This window comes from Nodularia sp. UHCC 0506 (genome assembly GCF_034931045.1).
Taxonomy (GTDB): domain Bacteria; phylum Cyanobacteriota; class Cyanobacteriia; order Cyanobacteriales; family Nostocaceae; genus Nodularia.
The window spans coordinates 38,481-55,727 of sequence record NZ_JAYGHH010000029.1; the positions used below are offsets into that span (position 1 = coordinate 38,481).

15 protein-coding genes and 1 other RNA gene are annotated in these 17,247 nt (G+C 39.3%); 7 read left to right on the forward strand and 9 right to left on the reverse strand.

Annotation, left to right across the window (positions count from 1 at the left end):
• Positions 1-331: 331 nt before the first annotated feature.
• On the forward strand, positions 332-1,498 hold the full coding sequence (locus VB654_RS16010; protein WP_323214769.1) for an FIST signal transduction protein: 1,167 nt from the start codon (positions 332-334) through the stop codon (positions 1,496-1,498).
• A gap of 6 nt (positions 1,499-1,504) precedes the next feature.
• The gene (locus tag VB654_RS16015) at positions 1,505-2,662 is read left to right on the forward strand and encodes a sensor histidine kinase (protein ID WP_323214770.1); all 1,158 of its coding nucleotides are present in this window, start codon (positions 1,505-1,507) and stop codon (positions 2,660-2,662) included.
• 22 nt (positions 2,663-2,684) lie between these two features.
• Here VB654_RS16015 and VB654_RS16020 read toward each other — a convergent pair whose 3' ends face one another.
• The 3 genes from VB654_RS16020 to VB654_RS16030 all read right to left on the reverse strand — a co-directional run bounded on the left by VB654_RS16020 (position 2,685) and on the right by VB654_RS16030 (position 4,177).
• A complete protein-coding gene (locus VB654_RS16020) occupies positions 2,685-2,888 on the reverse strand; it encodes a hypothetical protein (RefSeq protein ID WP_323214771.1) in 204 nt (67 codons plus the stop codon).
• A 402-nt stretch (positions 2,889-3,290) separates the two neighbouring features.
• Positions 3,291-3,684: a transfer-messenger RNA gene (ssrA, locus tag VB654_RS16025) on the reverse strand.
• 133 nt (positions 3,685-3,817) lie between these two features.
• On the reverse strand, positions 3,818-4,177 hold the full coding sequence (locus VB654_RS16030) for an NAD(P)H-quinone oxidoreductase subunit M (protein ID WP_323214772.1): 360 nt from the start codon (positions 4,175-4,177) through the stop codon (positions 3,818-3,820).
• Positions 4,178-4,914: 737 nt separating this feature from the next.
• Between VB654_RS16030 and VB654_RS16035 the strand changes: the two genes are divergently transcribed.
• Positions 4,915-5,196, forward strand: coding sequence for an Npun_R1517 family heterocyst differentiation transcriptional regulator (locus tag VB654_RS16035; protein WP_323214773.1), 282 nt, complete (start codon positions 4,915-4,917; stop codon positions 5,194-5,196).
• Between the two features lie 693 nt (positions 5,197-5,889).
• Here the strand turns inward: VB654_RS16035 and VB654_RS16040 are convergent.
• From VB654_RS16040 to ctpB, 3 genes are all read right to left on the reverse strand, one after another.
• Positions 5,890-6,585, reverse strand: a complete 696-nt coding sequence (locus tag VB654_RS16040; protein ID WP_323214774.1) for a response regulator transcription factor — start codon at positions 6,583-6,585, stop codon at positions 5,890-5,892.
• Positions 6,586-6,652: 67 nt separating this feature from the next.
• Entirely contained in the window at positions 6,653-7,615 is a 963-nt protein-coding gene (locus VB654_RS16045) for a glycosyltransferase (protein ID WP_323214775.1), read from the reverse strand.
• Positions 7,616-7,782: 167 nt separating this feature from the next.
• Positions 7,783-9,120, reverse strand: coding sequence for a carboxyl-terminal processing protease CtpB (gene ctpB, locus VB654_RS16050; protein ID WP_323214776.1), 1,338 nt, complete (start codon positions 9,118-9,120; stop codon positions 7,783-7,785).
• Between the two features lie 334 nt (positions 9,121-9,454).
• Between ctpB and VB654_RS16055 the strand changes: the two genes are divergently transcribed.
• Positions 9,455-10,174 carry a YdcF family protein gene (locus VB654_RS16055; protein WP_323214777.1) on the forward strand — a complete coding sequence of 240 codons (720 nt, stop codon included), beginning with the start codon at positions 9,455-9,457 and terminating at the stop codon, positions 10,172-10,174.
• A gap of 131 nt (positions 10,175-10,305) precedes the next feature.
• Here VB654_RS16055 and VB654_RS16060 read toward each other — a convergent pair whose 3' ends face one another.
• On the reverse strand, positions 10,306-11,088 hold the full coding sequence (locus tag VB654_RS16060; protein WP_323214778.1) for a sugar transferase: 783 nt from the start codon (positions 11,086-11,088) through the stop codon (positions 10,306-10,308).
• A gap of 115 nt (positions 11,089-11,203) precedes the next feature.
• Complete coding sequence (locus VB654_RS16065) at positions 11,204-12,349, reverse strand: glycosyltransferase (protein ID WP_323214779.1); 1,146 nt, start codon at positions 12,347-12,349, stop codon at positions 11,204-11,206.
• 327 nt (positions 12,350-12,676) lie between these two features.
• Between VB654_RS16065 and VB654_RS16070 the strand changes: the two genes are divergently transcribed.
• The 3 genes from VB654_RS16070 (at position 12,677) to rfbB (ending at position 15,869) form a co-directional block, all read left to right on the forward strand.
• The gene (locus tag VB654_RS16070; protein ID WP_323214780.1) at positions 12,677-13,615 is read left to right on the forward strand and encodes an NAD-dependent epimerase/dehydratase family protein; all 939 of its coding nucleotides are present in this window, start codon (positions 12,677-12,679) and stop codon (positions 13,613-13,615) included.
• 206 nt (positions 13,616-13,821) lie between these two features.
• Positions 13,822-14,667, forward strand: a complete 846-nt coding sequence (locus VB654_RS16075; protein ID WP_323214781.1) for an SMP-30/gluconolactonase/LRE family protein — start codon at positions 13,822-13,824, stop codon at positions 14,665-14,667.
• Between the two features lie 131 nt (positions 14,668-14,798).
• Positions 14,799-15,869, forward strand: a complete 1,071-nt coding sequence (gene rfbB, locus VB654_RS16080) for a dTDP-glucose 4,6-dehydratase (protein ID WP_323214782.1) — start codon at positions 14,799-14,801, stop codon at positions 15,867-15,869.
• A gap of 71 nt (positions 15,870-15,940) precedes the next feature.
• Here the strand turns inward: rfbB and VB654_RS16085 are convergent, their stop codons facing one another.
• A complete protein-coding gene (locus tag VB654_RS16085) occupies positions 15,941-17,071 on the reverse strand; it encodes an aldo/keto reductase (RefSeq protein WP_323214783.1) in 1,131 nt (376 codons plus the stop codon).
• Positions 17,072-17,247 lie beyond the last annotated feature (176 nt).

The following is a 17,247-nucleotide window of genomic DNA, read 5'->3' on the forward strand; positions in this document are numbered from 1 at the left end:
TAACAACAATACTATTATTCATTAGTTTGGTGAAATCATTGTTTACTTTGACAATAGAACAAACAGCGTTACTATCACAGAAACCAATAACAATTTGAAGTTGTTTAAATGTTTAAGATATAGATTTAAAAATCTTGATTATTTCTAAATTAGATATGTATGAATTTTTATTTTACCTAAAGTCTTAGCATAATAAGTACCATAGCGCCAAATTTTTCAATGTTTCAGCTTCTTCTTTATAAAGGAGAGATGAATTCAAAATAGAGTGACTCCCCTTGTCACTCATTAAGGTAATTGGTTACACTTATCTTACCGAAGATAGGAGCTAAAAATGCTAAAAGTTGTTGTTGGTCATAGTGAAGATCCAGAGTCTCAAGATGCAATACAAGAAGTTTTAGAACAATGTTCTCAAGATTTAGCAGGTGTCATACCCCAGGCGGGTATTTTATTTGCAGCCATTGATTTTGACCACGCTCTTATTCTTCAAGAAATTAACCAGATATTTCCTGAAATGGATTTAATTGGTTGCACTACAGATGGCGAAATATCCTCAGTCTTAGGGTTTCAGCAAGATTCTTTGACGCTAATGCTCTTTTGTTCTGACACTGTACAAATCTCTGCTGGTGTGGGGTATAAAACAAAGGCTAATCCTCTAGCCTCTGCTCACCAAGCAGTGCAACAAGCAACTGAGAAAAGCACTCATGCTCCAAAACTATGTATATCCATACCTGCCAGCTACTTAGAAGATGCTTCAACCACTGATGGAGAGCTAATTCTTCAGGGTCTTAAGCTAGCTTTGGGTTCGCAAGTTCCTATTTTGGGTGGAACGGCTGGAGATCAGTTTAGATTTAAAAAAACTTACCAATTTTTTGGCAAAGAAGTTCTCACAGACTCTTTACCAGTTCTGATTTTTTCGGGAGATATTAAATTTTCTTATGGAGTTGGCTGTGGTTGGCAACCAATTGGTCAGCAAAGCATTGTCACCAAGGCTGAGGGAACCGTTCTTTATGAGGTTAATGGTAAATCAGCATTGGAATTTTATGCCCGCTATTTAGGCGATCGCGCACCGACTGCGGAAAATCCATTAGCAGTCTATAAAGAAAATAGCCATCTCTACTATATGCGAGTGCCTAACACTTATAACGTTGAGAATGGAAGCATCAATTTTTTAGGAAATATTCCAGAACAAGCCACAATACAAATTACAGATATCAGTCGGGACGAAGTTATTATGGCTTCTGAAGTTTCATTAAAAAATGCCTTAGAAAATTATCCGGGAACAGAACCAGAAGCCGTTTTATTATTTTCTTGTTGCTGTCGCCGTTGGGTTTTAGGTACAAGAGCAAAGGAAGAATATCAACTCGTCAAAAAATTACTCTCTCCAGAAGTACCTGTTTGTGGATTTTATACTTATGGGGAATTTGCTCCATTAGAACATCAAGGTTCGACTTACTATCACCAAGAAACTTTTGTTACTCTACTTTTGGGAACAAAGTAGAAAATTATGGAGCATAATGACTATATTTTTAAAATAAAACTTTTAGAGAAAGATATTCGGATTCTCCAGAAAAAACTTGATCGTTCAGAAGCAGATCGAAAACAACTTGAAAATGCTAGTGACCTCAGAGAATCTATGTTTAAAAGTGTAATTAGGGAATTAGAAGATTCGCAAATTGCTTTAAAAAAAAGAGGTGATGAACTAGAAACTGCATTAGCCAATCTCCAAAATTTGCAGATTAAACTGGTAGAATCTGAAAAAATGTCTGCTCTCGGAGTTCTGATAGCTGGAATTGCTCATGAAATTAATAATCCAGTTAGCTTTATCTACGGTAACTTAACTTATGCTAACAATTATTTTCAAGATTTACTCAGATTAATAGAACTTTATCAAAAGTATTATCCTAACCCAGTAGACACAATCAAACAAGAAATTGAAATCATGGAGCTTGAATTTGTCAAGCAAGATTCTGTAAAACTTTTTAAGTCTATGAATATAGGAGCAGAAAGAATTATAGAAATTGTTAAATCCCTGCGTACATTCTCTCACTTAGATGAGGCGGAGTTTAAAGCAGTAAATCTTCATGAAGGCATTGATAGTACATTAATTATTTTAAATCAACGTATTAAAGCATCTCCAACTAATAAAGAAGGCATTCAAATAATTAAAAACTATAGTAAATTGCCATTAATAGAATGTTGTCCTGGACAAATAAATCAAGTATTTATGAATATTTTAGTTAATGCTATAGATGCTTTAGAAGAGTCATTAATAAATAATGATCTGTCAATTGTTCGTGGACAAACTAATGATAATGAAGCACTGACAAATAAAAATCCACAAATTCGTATTTGTACAAATATTATTAATAACCAATGGGTGGAAATTCGGTTTATTGATAACGCTTCAGGAATGAATGAAGAAGTTAAAGGAAAATTATTTGACCCATTTTTTACAACCAAAGATGTTGGCAAAGGAACGGGCTTAGGGTTATCAATTAGTTACCGAATTATCACAGAACTCCATCATGGTAAATTCAAGTGTTATTCAGCACCTGGGTGTGGATCTGAATTTGTGATTCAGATTCCCCTTCAACAGAAACCCGATACCCGAAAAAATCCGGTTATACTAAATGAGTCCACCGAAGTGGAATCAGGTAATTGAGAGGAGAAAATTTCAAATTTGCCTAATTAAGTCGAAAGCTTTCACATACTGGATTTTGGCAGCGCCGAATTTTTAAACGTAGTTGCACCACGCCCTTAAGGGTTTTTACATGGCGATAATTATCGTACTCATGCCACATCTCTTGATGGCAATTTTGACAACCTTGCTGTATACATTCCCAAATTGTTTTTGATGCAACTTCCGGTTTGGGTCTTCTCCTGGCCATGCGTGTACCCCTGTTAAATTTTTCCGGTTGTTGTTAGCTTACCCGAAATTTTCACTTTTATAGCTAGTTTTGCCGCTTAAATCATGAAAATATATATATAGTATGGGACGGGATTTCCAGGAAATAAATTTCCCCATTTCGTCAAACCATATTTGTGCTTGATTTCCCCTGCGGCTCTACCTACCTCAGCAATAAAATCTTTTTTGAATTGGCAGTCCATATAGCAACTCCCAAGATGGTTAGGACAGTGCTGATTGCTCCAAACTTTGATTTCACGTGGTTTATATGCTGTTCTAAGCCCCAGGGCTTTACCGTACTCGGCACAAAATTCTTAATTTTTCTGCACCGCAAAACAAAATCCACCTAAACTTTTGAGTGCTTGGTGGACTTGTTTTTGATTTATAGTGGATCCGAGCAGAGTCGAACTGCTGTCCAAATTGGGTATTTACACCCCGCTCATTCACAGGTTTAGCCTTTCTAACCCTCAAGGCGGGAATCGTTCATTATCCCGAACGTAGGATGCTCTGATTAAGTCTTAGCTAACAAGCCAACCAGAGAACACTTGTTAGAGCGTCCGTTGGGGGTTGGTCTCTAGTCCTTAACGGAGTCAAACCAGAGACGCTCGAACCTGTAAGAGGTTTTTAGGCAGCTGCTACTAGAGCAGGCTTACGAGCAAAGCTAACGATGTTATTCGCATTTACTTTTTGTTTTGAGCCTTTGATTTTCGAGAGGAGACTCACTCTCGACCTGAATCACAGAGTAGCGTTCGCCAACCTGTCGAAACCGTGACGGACCCATGAGGTTCATAAATCCATTATAATACGCGGTTTGGGAAATGTGTTGAGAGCCAAAAAATTTGAAGTTTTTCCTTGAGGAAGTTTTAGGGGCGTGGCGATACCATGCCCCAGGGGATGAGAAGTTAAAAATCCCTATTGATTTTCGTTAGCGACGACTTGAGGAAGTCCCATGCTGTAATTGGTGACACGAGCTGAGAGATTGTAGCTGATTTCACCTTTTTGTAGGAGCGATCGCAAATAATGCTCCAAGTCTGATCCAATGCGGCGTAAGTTATAATCTGTGAGATCAACGCCACTAGATCCTTCTACTAGCTCATCAAACTGGCGATAAACCTTTTGTAGAGCGTCTTCATTCCAATTAAATTCGTTATCTGGGTCAATATCCAACGTTAAGACCTGATTGCTAGGAACCAGTTCGCCATCCCGGTCAATTTCTGCCGCGAAAATTCGGATATGCCGGGTTGTGGACTTGAGCAGCATCGGGTTGTCCATATAAAGGCGTAAGGTTTGCTTTAATTACACTGAAATAATTGTAGACCTTATGTCTGGGCTTAAATCAGTTATCAAGGCAGATGGTGAGAGATTTAGACCCAAAATGATTTTGTAGCTCTGACAAATTTCTCTGAAAGCCTAAATTCCGAGTATTTGTACTCATTAGCTCTCAAAGAGTCCAAAATTAGGTACTCTACTTAAATACATTCCCTTAAAGCTGCGATATATTGTAACAATTTGATGTTAGTCGGACTGAATTTATGATCAGAATCTCTAAAATTTTCCGGTTGAATAAAACGTACATCGGGTAGTTTTACTTAATTATATTACAACTAGCTCTGGCTATAATAAAATCAAATCTTTAAGCAATTTTTTTTACGTAAAATCACCGTAAATTAAGTAAAAATGCAAACTATTATTAGCTGAAAAATAAAGTTGTTGTAAAAACCTTTAAAAAGTAAGGACAAGTTCTTACAGAAACTTTATTGTATAAGATCCCAAAAACTGAATAATAGTTATGGTTTACCTAAAAGCACATCTGGTTCAGGAATATCACGATTAACCCTTGAAGTCTAGTTAGGAAAAAAGACAGGAGAGTGAATATATAATGCAACTGTTGTGGATTGAAGAACGACTTTTAATTCCGGTGCTATGAATTAGAACAAAATATAAAGTATTTTGGCTGGGGAGACAATTCCTCACTTTCACGACCATTAAGTAAAGCAATCCTCAAAATTATGAACTCCAAAGCATTACCACGCCAGATAAATAATCTTGAAGTAGGTGTTTATGAGTGCGAACTACATCTCAAGTTTCGGTTGGTTGAAGAGAAAAGTTTATTAGGCGATCGCGAGCAATTATTACAAGTGTTATTAGACGCATTGACAGAAGGCTCGGACGAATTTTTGGAAATGCTGCAAGCATCTGTGAAGGCTCAAGAAATCTCTGAGTTTAAGGCTTCACCGCAAATGCGCCGCCAATTGATGCGCTTACGTAATGCAGTTGACAATAGTCAATAATCAAAAAACTAAAAATCTCAAATTGTAATTGAGTAATAGTAAAATCATCAACTGAGTATAAAATAGTGAACTTATTTGCAATTAGTTCATTGTTTTCTATGTAGTGTCGTCAAAGGTTAGCTTGTATAACTTTACTTTAGGAAGACAGATTATAGTTCACCCTACTCTTTGAGAAGCCTCAAATAGCATCTACACAGTAATTTAACCGTTTGCACTACGGAAATCATCGAGCATCTACTTTATAGACTAATACCTAATTTTAAAGCGGGTAAAAGTTTTGGAAGTTTTAGTACAAGTGCTTTAATCAGGGTTTCGCTTCGATTTGCAGAAATATTTGGGGTTTGCTGAATAAGTTATCTGTGGAGATTAGGGAACAGGGAACAGGGAACAGGGAACAGTTTCAAGAGTTTAGTAGGGAAAATTTTTCCTTTGAATCAAACTTAAATGCAAGGTTTTCGAGTTCCCACTTCATAAAAGCTTGCACTTTTTCAATTTCAAACAGGCTAAAATCCTTTACCTGTAATGTTTTTAGATTTCTTCAGCCAGCCCTATTTGGTAATACAGCTACCTTTGAAGTCAAACTTCACAAGTTAAAAGCATAAATTTCGGCTCTAGCAACCGCCAAGATGGTTTAGGCATTATTGATTGCTAAAAGCCTTGAAGAAAGTGGATTTGTCATTTATTCAGCCAGCCCTACTTAGCCAGACCGTGTTCTAATGCAAAACGCACTAGCTCAGTACGGCTATTAGTACCAGTTTTACTAAACAAACGGCTAACGTATTTTTCGACGTTACGAACACTGGTTTCTAAACGGCGAGCGATTTCTTTGTTCATTAGCCCTTCCGCTACTAGATTTAAAACGCTTTGCTCTCTGGGAGTCAAATCAATTTTAAATGGGGCTGGGGACTGAGAAATGGCACTTCTTTGAGTTAACAAAGCTTTAATTTGAGCAATCTGATTAGCTAGTTCAGCAATGTCAATGGTTTCGCTCTCTTCACCAGTACTGGTAATCTTTGTGAGGTGGCGAGACAGTAAATTCTCCACTATAGCCACTAACTCATCAGGATCGAAAGGCTTAGGTAGGTAAGCATCAACACCTGCTTGATAGCCTTGTATGCGATCGCCTGTCATGCCTTTAGCAGTTAAAAATACCACTGGGACTGATTGAAAACGGGGGTCGTCTCGCAGTTGTTTCAAGAATTGATAGCCATCCACTTGAGGCATCATGACATCAGAAATCACTAAATCAGGTGTATTCTGCTGCATCAAATCCCAGCCTTCACGGGCGTTACTGGCAACTTGAACGCTGAAACCGCTTTCTTGTAAGTAGTCTCTCACAGCTTCCCGCAATCCCGGTTCATCATCTACCAGTAACAATTGTGCTGACATTTAAGTTTTCCTATGTTTACCTTTTTCCAATTTAGCGAAACTTGGTAGGTATTGGTTAAATTAAGTGTCAAAGCCAATCTATATTTTTGGCATTCTCTGGCAACTTAGCATCTCTTTGCCCAATAAACCGCGCTCTAGCAGTGAACAAACCAATCGGAGTACTTAATAAATCTACAAGAGTGGCTTTACCTGCGATCGCCTGCAAAATATCCCTTGGTAGTTCCTTCAATAACCAACGTGCTAAACGATAACTATAATTTTTAGTTGTCATCCCAGGCATTAATTTTATACCATGTAGTTCATGTAGATAGCGATTAGAACGTCCATAGCGTCGCCATTGGCTTTCTAGTTCCTTGATTGTGGTACGGTGACGATGCTGGATAATTGCATCTGGAGCAAATTCTAAATGCCCGATATTGGACAATAGAATCCGCCAACAAATATCGGCATCGCCTCCAGTAGTTAGATATGGTCGAAATAGACCTGATTTTTCTAAAGCCATGCGGCGAATTGCTAAATTAGCAGTCTGTCCGTAAGCACAAAAGGAATTAGCCAGAGTATGTTTCTGGGATAAAGTTTCTTTACGTTCTGCGTATTTCTCTAAGAGAGTGTTGCCCAGTAGCGCCGCAATTTCACCAGCCACTATGACCACACTTGACTCAATAAAAGGCTGGATTAACGAATGTAGCCATTGGGGTTGGGGATGACAATCAGCATCTGTAAAAGCGATAATTTCGCCCACAGCTGCACGGATTCCAGTATTTCGGGCAGCATAAGAGCTTTGAATTTGGTTTTCGCTTAAAACCTTAATGACAGGGAAATTTTCCGCAGCTGCTTGTAAAAGGCTCAAAGTGCGATCGCTGCTGTTATTATCTACCAGTAAATACTCCACCCGGTCTTGAGGGTAGGTTTGAGATTGCAGACACTTAATTAAGTCTGGTAAATCTGCTTCACCGTTATAAATAGGAACAACCACCGATACCATTGGCAAGAAACTGTTGGTAGTAGTTGCATCAACTGGCTGATTCATAAAATATGAAATGAAAGGATGGGATTACTAACTAGTACAGCGTGGCGTAAGTAGTACAACGATCTTAAATCAATAAAAAGCCTCGATATCAGATTGTGGACTTTTGACTTTTGATTTTTGACGAACGCCATCTGGCACTAGTATTTCCAGTTCCGCATCCTCCTAATTTAAAATTTTAAATCTCTAGCACCAGAACTGATCGGTTGGTTAGTTTGTCTGCTTGGGGGTTGAGCAAAGTTTTTACTTGATAGAACTGCGATCGCTCTGGCATATTGCGGATCGTTTTGAGTCCCAACTAAATTTGGATTAGTCGCCAATTGACGCTCTTGTGCCGCCGTCAAGTCTAGCTTGATATCTGGTATAATCCCTTTTTTATTAATATCTGTGCCTTTAGGGGTATAATAATGAGCAATGGTAATTGCCAAGCCTGAACCATCTGCAAGTTCATGAACAGATTGCACCATTGCTTTACCAAAAGTCTGACTACCAATCACTACTGCTCTGTTATTATCCTTCAGCGCTCCAGTCAGGATTTCGCTAGCACTAGCTGAATTGCCATCTACTAGTACCGCTAAAGGTCTTTGAGTCAGAGCGGTACGATTAGCCTTACTTAGCTCACTACCTCCTGCACGGTTAACAGTGCGGACAATCCCACCATCATCTAACCACATCCGAGCAATTTCAATGCTGGAATTTAACAGACCACCAGGATTACCACGCAAATCTAAAACAAACGCATCAGCTTTTTGAGAATTTAAATTTCGAATAGCCCGGCGCATTTGGTCGGATGCATGGCCACTAAACTCCCGCAAACGGATATAGCCAACGCGACGATTACCTTCTTGTTTGAGGGTATAACGCACTGTTGGAACTTCAATTGTTGCCCGTGTCAGCTGCACATCAAAAGCACTCTGTCCCGACCTTCCTAGTTGTAGCGTGATTGGAGTACCAACCTGACCGCGAATTAACTCGGATGCCTCTTCCACTGCCATGTTTTCAGTAGATTTGCCATCTATTGCCAAAATCTCATCACCTGCTTTGATCCCACCTTTGAGCGCCGGAGAATTTTCGATAGCTTCCAAGATGGTCAGACGCTTGGTTTGGTCATTGATTTCCATGCGAATGCCAATCCCGGAGACTTCGCCGGATGTTTGGTTAGTGAGAGCTTGATATTGCTTGGGGTCCATAAACCGCGTGTAAGGATCACCCAGTCTTTGCAAAGCTTCACGAATTGCCACATAAGCTTGTTCATTAGAAGTGTATTCTTTACTTAACAAGCTTTGTCTAGTGGCTAGCCAATTTTGTTGATTAAAACTGCCATCAACATACTCACGATTTACCAATTGCCATACTTGGTCAACTAACGCTTTGGGGCTATCTTGTAAGGCGGCAAGAACGCAGCGAGTCCAAGCAGAGCCAAATACAGAGACAGTGGCGGTCGTGGCAATCGCTCCACCAATCAAGACTACTTGGAGCGGCGAGTAACGTTTCGCAGATTGGTTCATGTATCTCAGTGGAATATAGTTGTGTTATTGACAGTTTAGCAATCAGGCGTTTGGGAAAATTTTCAGTTCTTACGCTTAATGTTCATCTACGTTCCCTTCATCATTTTCTCCTAATCATTCTTGAATAGTTAATTAACAATGATTACTGCTATGGTTAGCTTTTTCGTAGTCTAATATGTCACGATGAAGTTACAGTAACGTTACTGTGAACTTATGATGACAATTTTATAGATATTAGCTTTACACCCTAATATTATTTTTATAAGATAGCATTTCGCTGACTTAATTGTAGGCTTAATCGATATTATTGAACCAACCTTTTATTACCTATGTCATGAGACATAAATTTACAAACAATTCGTCAATTTCTCCCTTGCAAAAATTCCATAAACAGTGGCAATGGCTACAAAAAATTTCTTGTGGCTTCTGCTTGATATTTGGTTGTTGGCTAATTTTTACTACTATAACTCTAGTTTGGGCATCGTCTATGCCAGTAGATGCCTTTTTTGTCCTGGGTGGTAGTATTCGCCGAGAAATTTATGTTACCCAAGAAACATCAAAGTATCCACAAATTCCAGTTTTAATTTCTAGTGGTTCCCAACCGCCATGTATATGGCTAATTTTTCATAGGCAAGCAGCAGAGTTACAAAACGTTTGGTTAGAAAATTGTGCTGATTCAACTTTTGAGAATTTTTACTATGGGATTCCCATTTTGCGGCAATGGGGAGTACATAAGGTCAAGCTGGTGACTTCACAAACTCACCTACCCAGAGCTAAATGGATGGCACAAATTCTTTTAGGCGCGCATGGCATTTGGGTTGAGCCGGATATCGTTGAAGAGCAAGGCATTCCGGGGAATTATGAATCTGGATGGAAAACTGGGCTAGATGTCACCCGGAGTTTATTCTGGGCAGTACTTAGTCATATTGTCCGGCCAAAATGCTCAAATGTCACAAGGCTTGCTGAAGTAGATATGCAAGCTTGGCAAATGCGAGGTTTTCAGTGTGAACACCAGGGGGGAGTAGGGCAGGGAGTGAGGAACAAAGGGAGTTAGAAATAACTTTCAACTTCCGGTTACTTAACAACCGTTCCCCCGGTATTGGGGCGGGTGATAAACTCCGTCTGTGTCTTTGTCCCTGCTCTCTGCTTTACTTCTTTTGACAGCAAGCCCGTCTCCCTACCTCTTCAATATGCACCGTTATTTTTGGGGAGAATCACCACATCAATTGTTTTCAATATTATCCATAAATCCAGCCAGAAATTTCTAAATTTGACATAATGCAAGTCTATTTGGACTCTTCTGGGGTAAGGAATATCATTACGTCCAGAAACTTGCCATAATCCAGTGATTCCTGGACGGATGGTTAAAATATGATCAATATGACAACCATATTTGGCAAGTTCTGACTCTACTAAGGGGCGAGGACCAACAACACTCATATCTCCTTTGAGTACGTTCCAGAACTGAGGAAATTCGTCCAAACTGGTAATTCGCAGGAATTGACCAATTTTAGTAATCCGTGGGTCTTTTTTGAGCTTAAAACTGCTCTCAAATTCTTGTTTTAACTGGGGCGAGGTTTCCATCATTTGCATGAGCATTTCGTCGGCATTGCTCACCATTGTGCGGAATTTAATACAGTTGAAGGTCTTGTAATTTTTCCCTACCCGTTTTTGGATATAAAAAATTGGACCTTCTGAGCTAAAAGCAATCAGTAAGGACAAAATTAAATAGACGGGGAAGAACAAAATCAACACCAACAAGGAAAAAATTATATCAAACAGTCGTTTAGCGAACTCTCCGTTTAAACCCTGAACAGACAAACCTCTGGGTTTGGGCTTAGGCGTTTTTGTTTTTTGGCCGCGTCTTAAAAAAGTCCGCGTAGACGCACTAGTATCTTGCCGTTGGGCTTTGCCATTCCTGAAGGGTAGGTATCGCTTACCGGAGAGGAGTGAGCTCTGGGCAGTCATTATACTCCTTAATAATCCACACCACACATAGTCCCAATCTTAAAGCCAAAATGAACTGCTTCTGGGAATAAATTGCCAAAAGCCCAAAAAATAATTAGTTATATCTAAATTTTGTTCATTTCTTTATTGAGATTTTTTCTCTATTACATTGATGGATAAATTCTAAATAGCGTTCAGCAAAAACTGCTAATGAAAACTGGGAAGCGTGCGATCGCATATACTCAGGATTGAAAGAACTTTGATAAATTTCAAATTTTTCTACTGCCTCCATAATTGCTGTTTCTGTTTGTGTATTGAAAAATATGCCTGTTGCTGTATCCTGACAAGAGCGCAAATCACGGACACTTTCTAAAGCACCTCCAGCACCGTAGGCCAGGACTGGAGTCCCACAAGCCTGTGCTTCAACTAAGGCAATGCCAAAATCTTCGCAAGCTGCATACACAAAGGCTTTAGCTCTGGCCATATATTTTTTTACCACATCATCGGGTTGCCATCCCAGTATTTGGATATTAGAATTAGCTATTTCCTGAATTTGTAGCATTTCTGGCCCTGTACCAATAATTACTAATGGTAGTTTTAATTGATTAAAAGCTTTGACAATTAAGAATACATACTTATAACTCACTAACCTGGAAACTACGAGATAAAAGTCTTCTTTTTGAGGCAAAAATGGCCAACTATCAATATCGACTGGGGGATAAATGACTTTTGCTTTTCGCCGATAGCAGCGCCAAATCCGACGAGCTGTATGCTCAGAATTAGCGATGAAGTAATCAACGCGATTGGCACTCAATACATCCCACTGGCGCAAACGATGCAGTAAATATCGAGTTACCCAGCCCACTAAACCCTTTCCTAACTTGCTTTGGTGCAGGTAATCAAAAGTTAAGTCCCAAGCATAGCGCATGGGGCTATGGCAGTAACAAATGTGCAACTGGTCGGAAGTTGTCAGAATTCCTTTGGCGACAGCGTGGGATGAAGATAGAATTACGTCATACTGCCGTAAGTCTAATTGTTCGATAGCCAATGGCAACAAAGGCAAATATTTTTGTACACCATTACGGGCATAAGGCAAGTGTTGGAGAAAGGTTGTGCCAATCTGACGTTTGTATAAATAACTCTCAGGATTGCTGGATTCAAAATCAATCAGCGCGTATAAATTGGCATCAATATGATTGAGAATTTCCTGCACAACTAGTTCTGAACCGCCTGTAGCTTGCGGTGTCAGCCACTCATGAACCAAAGCGTATTTCAAGGACACAGCTAACTTTAATAGATAAAAAAACTTAACAAGTTATGGAGCTAACTGAAAAGTTTTTTGTGCGAATAAGACGTTGGATCTGCACCAGATTGAAAATAAGACGTAATTCTTTCAAAAGAGTTTCCATCTAGATACAGCAACCTGATAACCTCAAATTGGGGACTAGTGCCGCAAGGCGTTCGTCAAAAATCAAAATTCAAAAGTCTGGGGTTGGGGATTTTGAACTTTTGGAAATGGTATACCTATTTATGCTTTGCTGTACTGGGGATTGGGGAACCTCTAGCTTTTAGCTGTTGAAAACACATAAAAATTAAAAACAGGGAATTTATGCGAATTTTGATCATGGGTGGTACTAGGTTCATTGGTGTTTACTTAACTCAACTATTGGTTGAGCAAGGACATGAAGTGGTACTGTTCAATCGTGGTAATCGTCCTCTACCTTCGTTGCCGGGAGTAGGACAAATTATAGGCGATCGCACTCACGCTACTCTATTAAAAGAAAGATTATCACAAGAAAAGTTTGATGTCATTTTTGACAATAACGGCCGCGAACTTACTGATACTCAACCATTAGCAGAAATTTTTGCCGACAAAGTACAACATTTTGTTTATATGAGTTCTGCTGGAGTATATCTCAAATCTGACCAATTACCTCACATAGAAGGCGATGCAGTCGATCCCAAAAGTCGTCACCGGGGTAAGCATGAAACGGAGGCTTACCTCATTCAACAGAATTTACCTTTTACTTCCATTCGCCCGACTTATATTTATGGGCCGCAAAATTATAATGATTTGGAAAGCTGGTTTTTTGATAGAATTGTGCGCGATCGCCCCATACCCATTCCTGGTAATGGGTTACATATTACTCAGTTAGGTCATGTCAAAGATTTAGCCACGGCGATGACACAGGTAATCGGCAATCAACAAGCCATAAAACAAATTTATAATATTTCCGGCGATCGCTTTGTCACCTTTGATGGTTTAGCCCGTGCTTGTGCTATAGCTGCTGGTAAATCACCAGATACAGTCAAAATTGTGCATTATGACCCCAAAAAATTTGATTTTGGCAAGCGCAAAGCTTTTCCCATGCGAGTGCAACATTTCTTTGCATCAGTGAATAAAGCCATGACAGAATTAGCTTGGACACCTAAATATGATTTAATTTCCGGGCTGGCTGATTCCCTCGAAAACGATTATCTCAAAACTGGTCGGGATAAAGCTGAAATTGATTTCTCTATGGATGAAGAGATTTTACAAGCTGTCTAGAGATTTCCTATCTTTGGCTTTCTGTGTTCTAGTAACATGGAAAGTCAAAATAATTCGTAATTGATCATGCCTCTTTCAGAGGAGCTACGCTCTAAGGGAAGCTATGCCGCAGGCTTTACGTAATTCGTAGTTAGAATCAGTGGGGGCTTATACCCATTTAATTACGAATTACGAATTAGTAATTATTTGGTCAATTTTTAATAGCTATGACGGAATTATTACCAAATTCACTATATAACGTTTTAGAGGTACGCGCCCGGTTAGCTGAAAGCCCCATCTGGGATTCTACTCAGCAATTGCTGTACTGGGTTGATATATTTAACCATCGAGTCCATAGATTTTATCCCACCACAGGTAAAGATGAGTATTTTGATGTGGGAGACGTAGTAGGTGCGATCGCCCAAGTCGGGGATAATAGATTACTAATCGCACTGCGCCATGAATTAGCATTCCTCGACACCCAGACAGGCTTAGTTACCACTATTATCGAAATTGAACCTGATAGACAAAATAACCGCCTTAATGACGGTAAATGCGACCCTCAAGGACGTTTTTGGATTGGTTCCATGTCTTCAGAACCAAATCAAGCTAGTTTGTACCGATATGACCATGATGGTTTACTACACGTTATGGAAACAGGATTAACTATTTCTAACGGTTTGGGTTGGAGTCCTGATCAAAAAACATTTTATTTGACTGATTCGCCGCAACAAAAAATCTACGCTTACGATTTCGACTCGGTTACAGGTAATATTAGTAATCGCCGGACTGTAGTTGATTTAACTCATGAAACCTTCAATCCTGATGGGTTGACTATAGATAGCGAAGGCTACATTTGGTCAGCAATGTGGAATGGCTATTGTGTGATTCGTTTTAGCCCCAATGGTGAGGAGATATTCAGGATAAACTTACCTGTACCACTGGTGACTAGTTGCACTTTTGGGGGTGAAGATTTGCGAACACTTTATATTACTACTGCTTCTGTGGGACTCCAGCAAGATGAAATTGACAAAAGTTTCTATTCTGGTGATTTGTTTGCTTTCAAAATTTAGGTGGATCGATGAGCTACATTCAATTTTTATTGTTAGTTGTTTGTTTAAAGAGGAACTAACCACAAAGGACGCAGAGGTCAGAGGAAAAAGGGAGCGTTAATTGCTAAATTTAGGTTAATTTTTGAGAAGATATGCAAACAGTATTAGTTACAGGTGGTGCTGGATTTATCGGATCTAATTTTGTTCTCCTAGCAAGACAATTAGAATGGGCTAATATTATTAATTTAGATAAATTAACTTATGCTAGTAATTTAGGAACTTTAGCTGAGTTACAAGGTGATAAAAACTATCATTTTGTGCAAGGAGATATTGGTAATGTAGAGTTAGTTGCTTATTTATTAGAAAAGTATCAGCCAGATGCAATTATCAATTTTGCTGCTGAAAGCCATGTTGATCGTTCTATTTTGAATCCTCAAGATTTTATCCAGACTAATGTAATAGGTACATTTAAGCTGTTAGAAGCCGGTCGATTTTATTGGGAAAAACTATCAGATTCAAAACAAGAAAAATTTCGCTTTCTGCACATCTCTACAGATGAAGTATACGGCTCACTTAATCCAAAAGATCCAGCCTTTTGCGAAGATAGACCCTATGCACCCAATAGTCCTTATGCAGCCTCGAAAGCAGCATCTGATCATTTTGTAAGAGCTTACTATCACACTTATGGATTACCGACTTTAACTACAAATTGCTCCAACAATTATGGTCCGCGTCAGTTTCCAGAAAAGCTGATTCCTTTAACTATCCTCAATGCAATGGAAGGTAAATCATTACCTATATATGGGGATGGGCAAAATATCAGAGATTGGCTTTATGTTATCGACCATTGCGAAGCCATTAACCTAGTTTTGCAACAGGGTAAAATTGGAGAAACTTATAATATTGGTGGAATTAACGAACAAACTAATTTGATAGTTGTTGAAAAAATTTGTGCTATTTTGGATGAATTAGCCCCTAAATCTGATTTTTCCCACTCTTCTTTAATTACCTTTGTTAAAGACCGTCCAGGACATGACAGAAGATATGCAATTAACTGTAGTAAAATAAGTGATGAATTAGGCTGGCAACCTCAAGAAAACTTTGATAGTGGTTTATTAAAAACTGTACAATGGTATCTGAATAACTCAGATTGGATTAATCAGGTACGCTCAGGAGAATATACATCCTGGTTAAAACAAAACTATGAAAATAGGAAATCATAATTTGTAAAAAAGTGAGACAATCCCGTTAATTACGAATTACGAATTACGAACTACGAATTACGAACTACGAATTATTCCCAAAGTCTTCTCCTCTGTTTCCCACTTAACCTTTCGTGAGTATCTTTTAGCAAAGCGGGAATATTTAAGTTTTCTGGACACCGAGGTAAACATTCACCGCATTCTGTACAACGGTTAGCTTTCATTCCAGGGAACCAGTGACCAGCATTTTCAAACATTCCATAACGATATTTTCCATAGTCCGTCATATCATAAGCTACCGCAAGATTTCTTAACCGTAATACTTCGGGAATATTGATATTTTCTGGACAGGGTAAACAAGCATAACACTGACTACATTGATCAATTTCTAAAGCAGCTTTTTGATGTTTTTCTAACCGTTCAAAGATTAATTTTTCTGAATGTGTTAATTGGTGGTCACTATCAGCAACCTGTAGAGGTTCTATCAATTCACCTGGATTCGCTGACCCTACACTCAAAGTAGTAATCCGATGGTCACTGAGTAAAAATCGATAATTTAATGCTAAAGGTGAATAAGGCTGACATAGGTCTATTAATGTTTGGGGTGGCGTGTAGAGGCGACCTCCCTTGTCAGCCGGGGAAATTATAAAAATACCCATGTCCTTTTGGGTAGCTAACTGAATTGCTTGGGCATTTTTTTGAAAAAAATAGTAATAATGCAGATTGACAAATTTAAATAAATCTGTATTAATTGCCGCTAAAATTATATCTAATGAAGCGTGGGTGGAAAAACCAACGTGCCGCACTCGGCCGTCATCAACAGCTTCCTGAACGGCTTTCATGCAACCACCGTTGGCTTGCACCCACTGAAGATGCTCCCAAGTATTTAAGCCATGAATACCTAAGCAGTCTAGATAATCTAGATTTAATCGTTCGAGGGATTCATTGATGCACCGACGCATACTATCAGCATCAACGGTAGGCGGGATTTTGGTGGTGATATAAACCTGAGAACGGGGTAATGATAATCCGTCTTTGATCGCTGCACCAAGATACTCCTCACTTTTGCCATAACCTCTAGCTGTTTCTAGGTGATTTATTCCCAGCGCTAAAGCTGCGGCTATTGTCTGCTGTGCATTTTCAGGATCAGCCAGGTAGCGCATTGTTCCTAAAGAAAAAACCGAGAGGTACAGGTTAGTTTTGCCAAAGCGTCGATATTGCATGAAAAGTGCTGAGTGCTGAGTGCTGAGTGGGGAAAGTTTTGAGTGGGTAGGGGCGGGTTGAAGCAGTGAGTCTGTGGTTCGTCGAAATCCTTAGTAAACCCGCCCGGACAAAGAGTGCTGAGTAAGTTTCTGATCCCCTCCTGCCCCCTGCGCCCTGCCCCCTGCCCCCTGCGCCC

Excerpts from the sequence above, each read along its gene's own strand:
- VB654_RS16010 (WP_323214769.1), top strand. The coding sequence starts at position 332 with ATGCTAAAAGTTGTTGTTGGTCATAGTGAAGATCCAGAGTCTCAAGAT.
- VB654_RS16015 (WP_323214770.1), top strand. The coding sequence starts at position 1,505 with ATGGAGCATAATGACTATATTTTTAAAATAAAACTTTTAGAGAAAGAT.
- VB654_RS16020 (WP_323214771.1), bottom strand. The coding sequence starts at position 2,888 with ATGGCCAGGAGAAGACCCAAACCGGAAGTTGCATCAAAAACAATTTGG.
- VB654_RS16030 (WP_323214772.1), bottom strand. The coding sequence starts at position 4,177 with ATGGACAACCCGATGCTGCTCAAGTCCACAACCCGGCATATCCGAATT.
- VB654_RS16035 (WP_323214773.1), top strand. The coding sequence starts at position 4,915 with ATGAACTCCAAAGCATTACCACGCCAGATAAATAATCTTGAAGTAGGT.
- VB654_RS16040 (WP_323214774.1), bottom strand. The coding sequence starts at position 6,585 with ATGTCAGCACAATTGTTACTGGTAGATGATGAACCGGGATTGCGGGAA.
- VB654_RS16045 (WP_323214775.1), bottom strand. The coding sequence starts at position 7,615 with ATGAATCAGCCAGTTGATGCAACTACTACCAACAGTTTCTTGCCAATG.
- ctpB (WP_323214776.1), bottom strand. The coding sequence starts at position 9,120 with ATGAACCAATCTGCGAAACGTTACTCGCCGCTCCAAGTAGTCTTGATT.
- VB654_RS16055 (WP_323214777.1), top strand. The coding sequence starts at position 9,455 with ATGAGACATAAATTTACAAACAATTCGTCAATTTCTCCCTTGCAAAAA.
- VB654_RS16060 (WP_323214778.1), bottom strand. The coding sequence starts at position 11,088 with ATGACTGCCCAGAGCTCACTCCTCTCCGGTAAGCGATACCTACCCTTC.
- VB654_RS16070 (WP_323214780.1), top strand. The coding sequence starts at position 12,677 with ATGCGAATTTTGATCATGGGTGGTACTAGGTTCATTGGTGTTTACTTA.
- VB654_RS16075 (WP_323214781.1), top strand. The coding sequence starts at position 13,822 with ATGACGGAATTATTACCAAATTCACTATATAACGTTTTAGAGGTACGC.
- rfbB (WP_323214782.1), top strand. The coding sequence starts at position 14,799 with ATGCAAACAGTATTAGTTACAGGTGGTGCTGGATTTATCGGATCTAAT.
- VB654_RS16085 (WP_323214783.1), bottom strand. The coding sequence starts at position 17,071 with ATGCAATATCGACGCTTTGGCAAAACTAACCTGTACCTCTCGGTTTTT.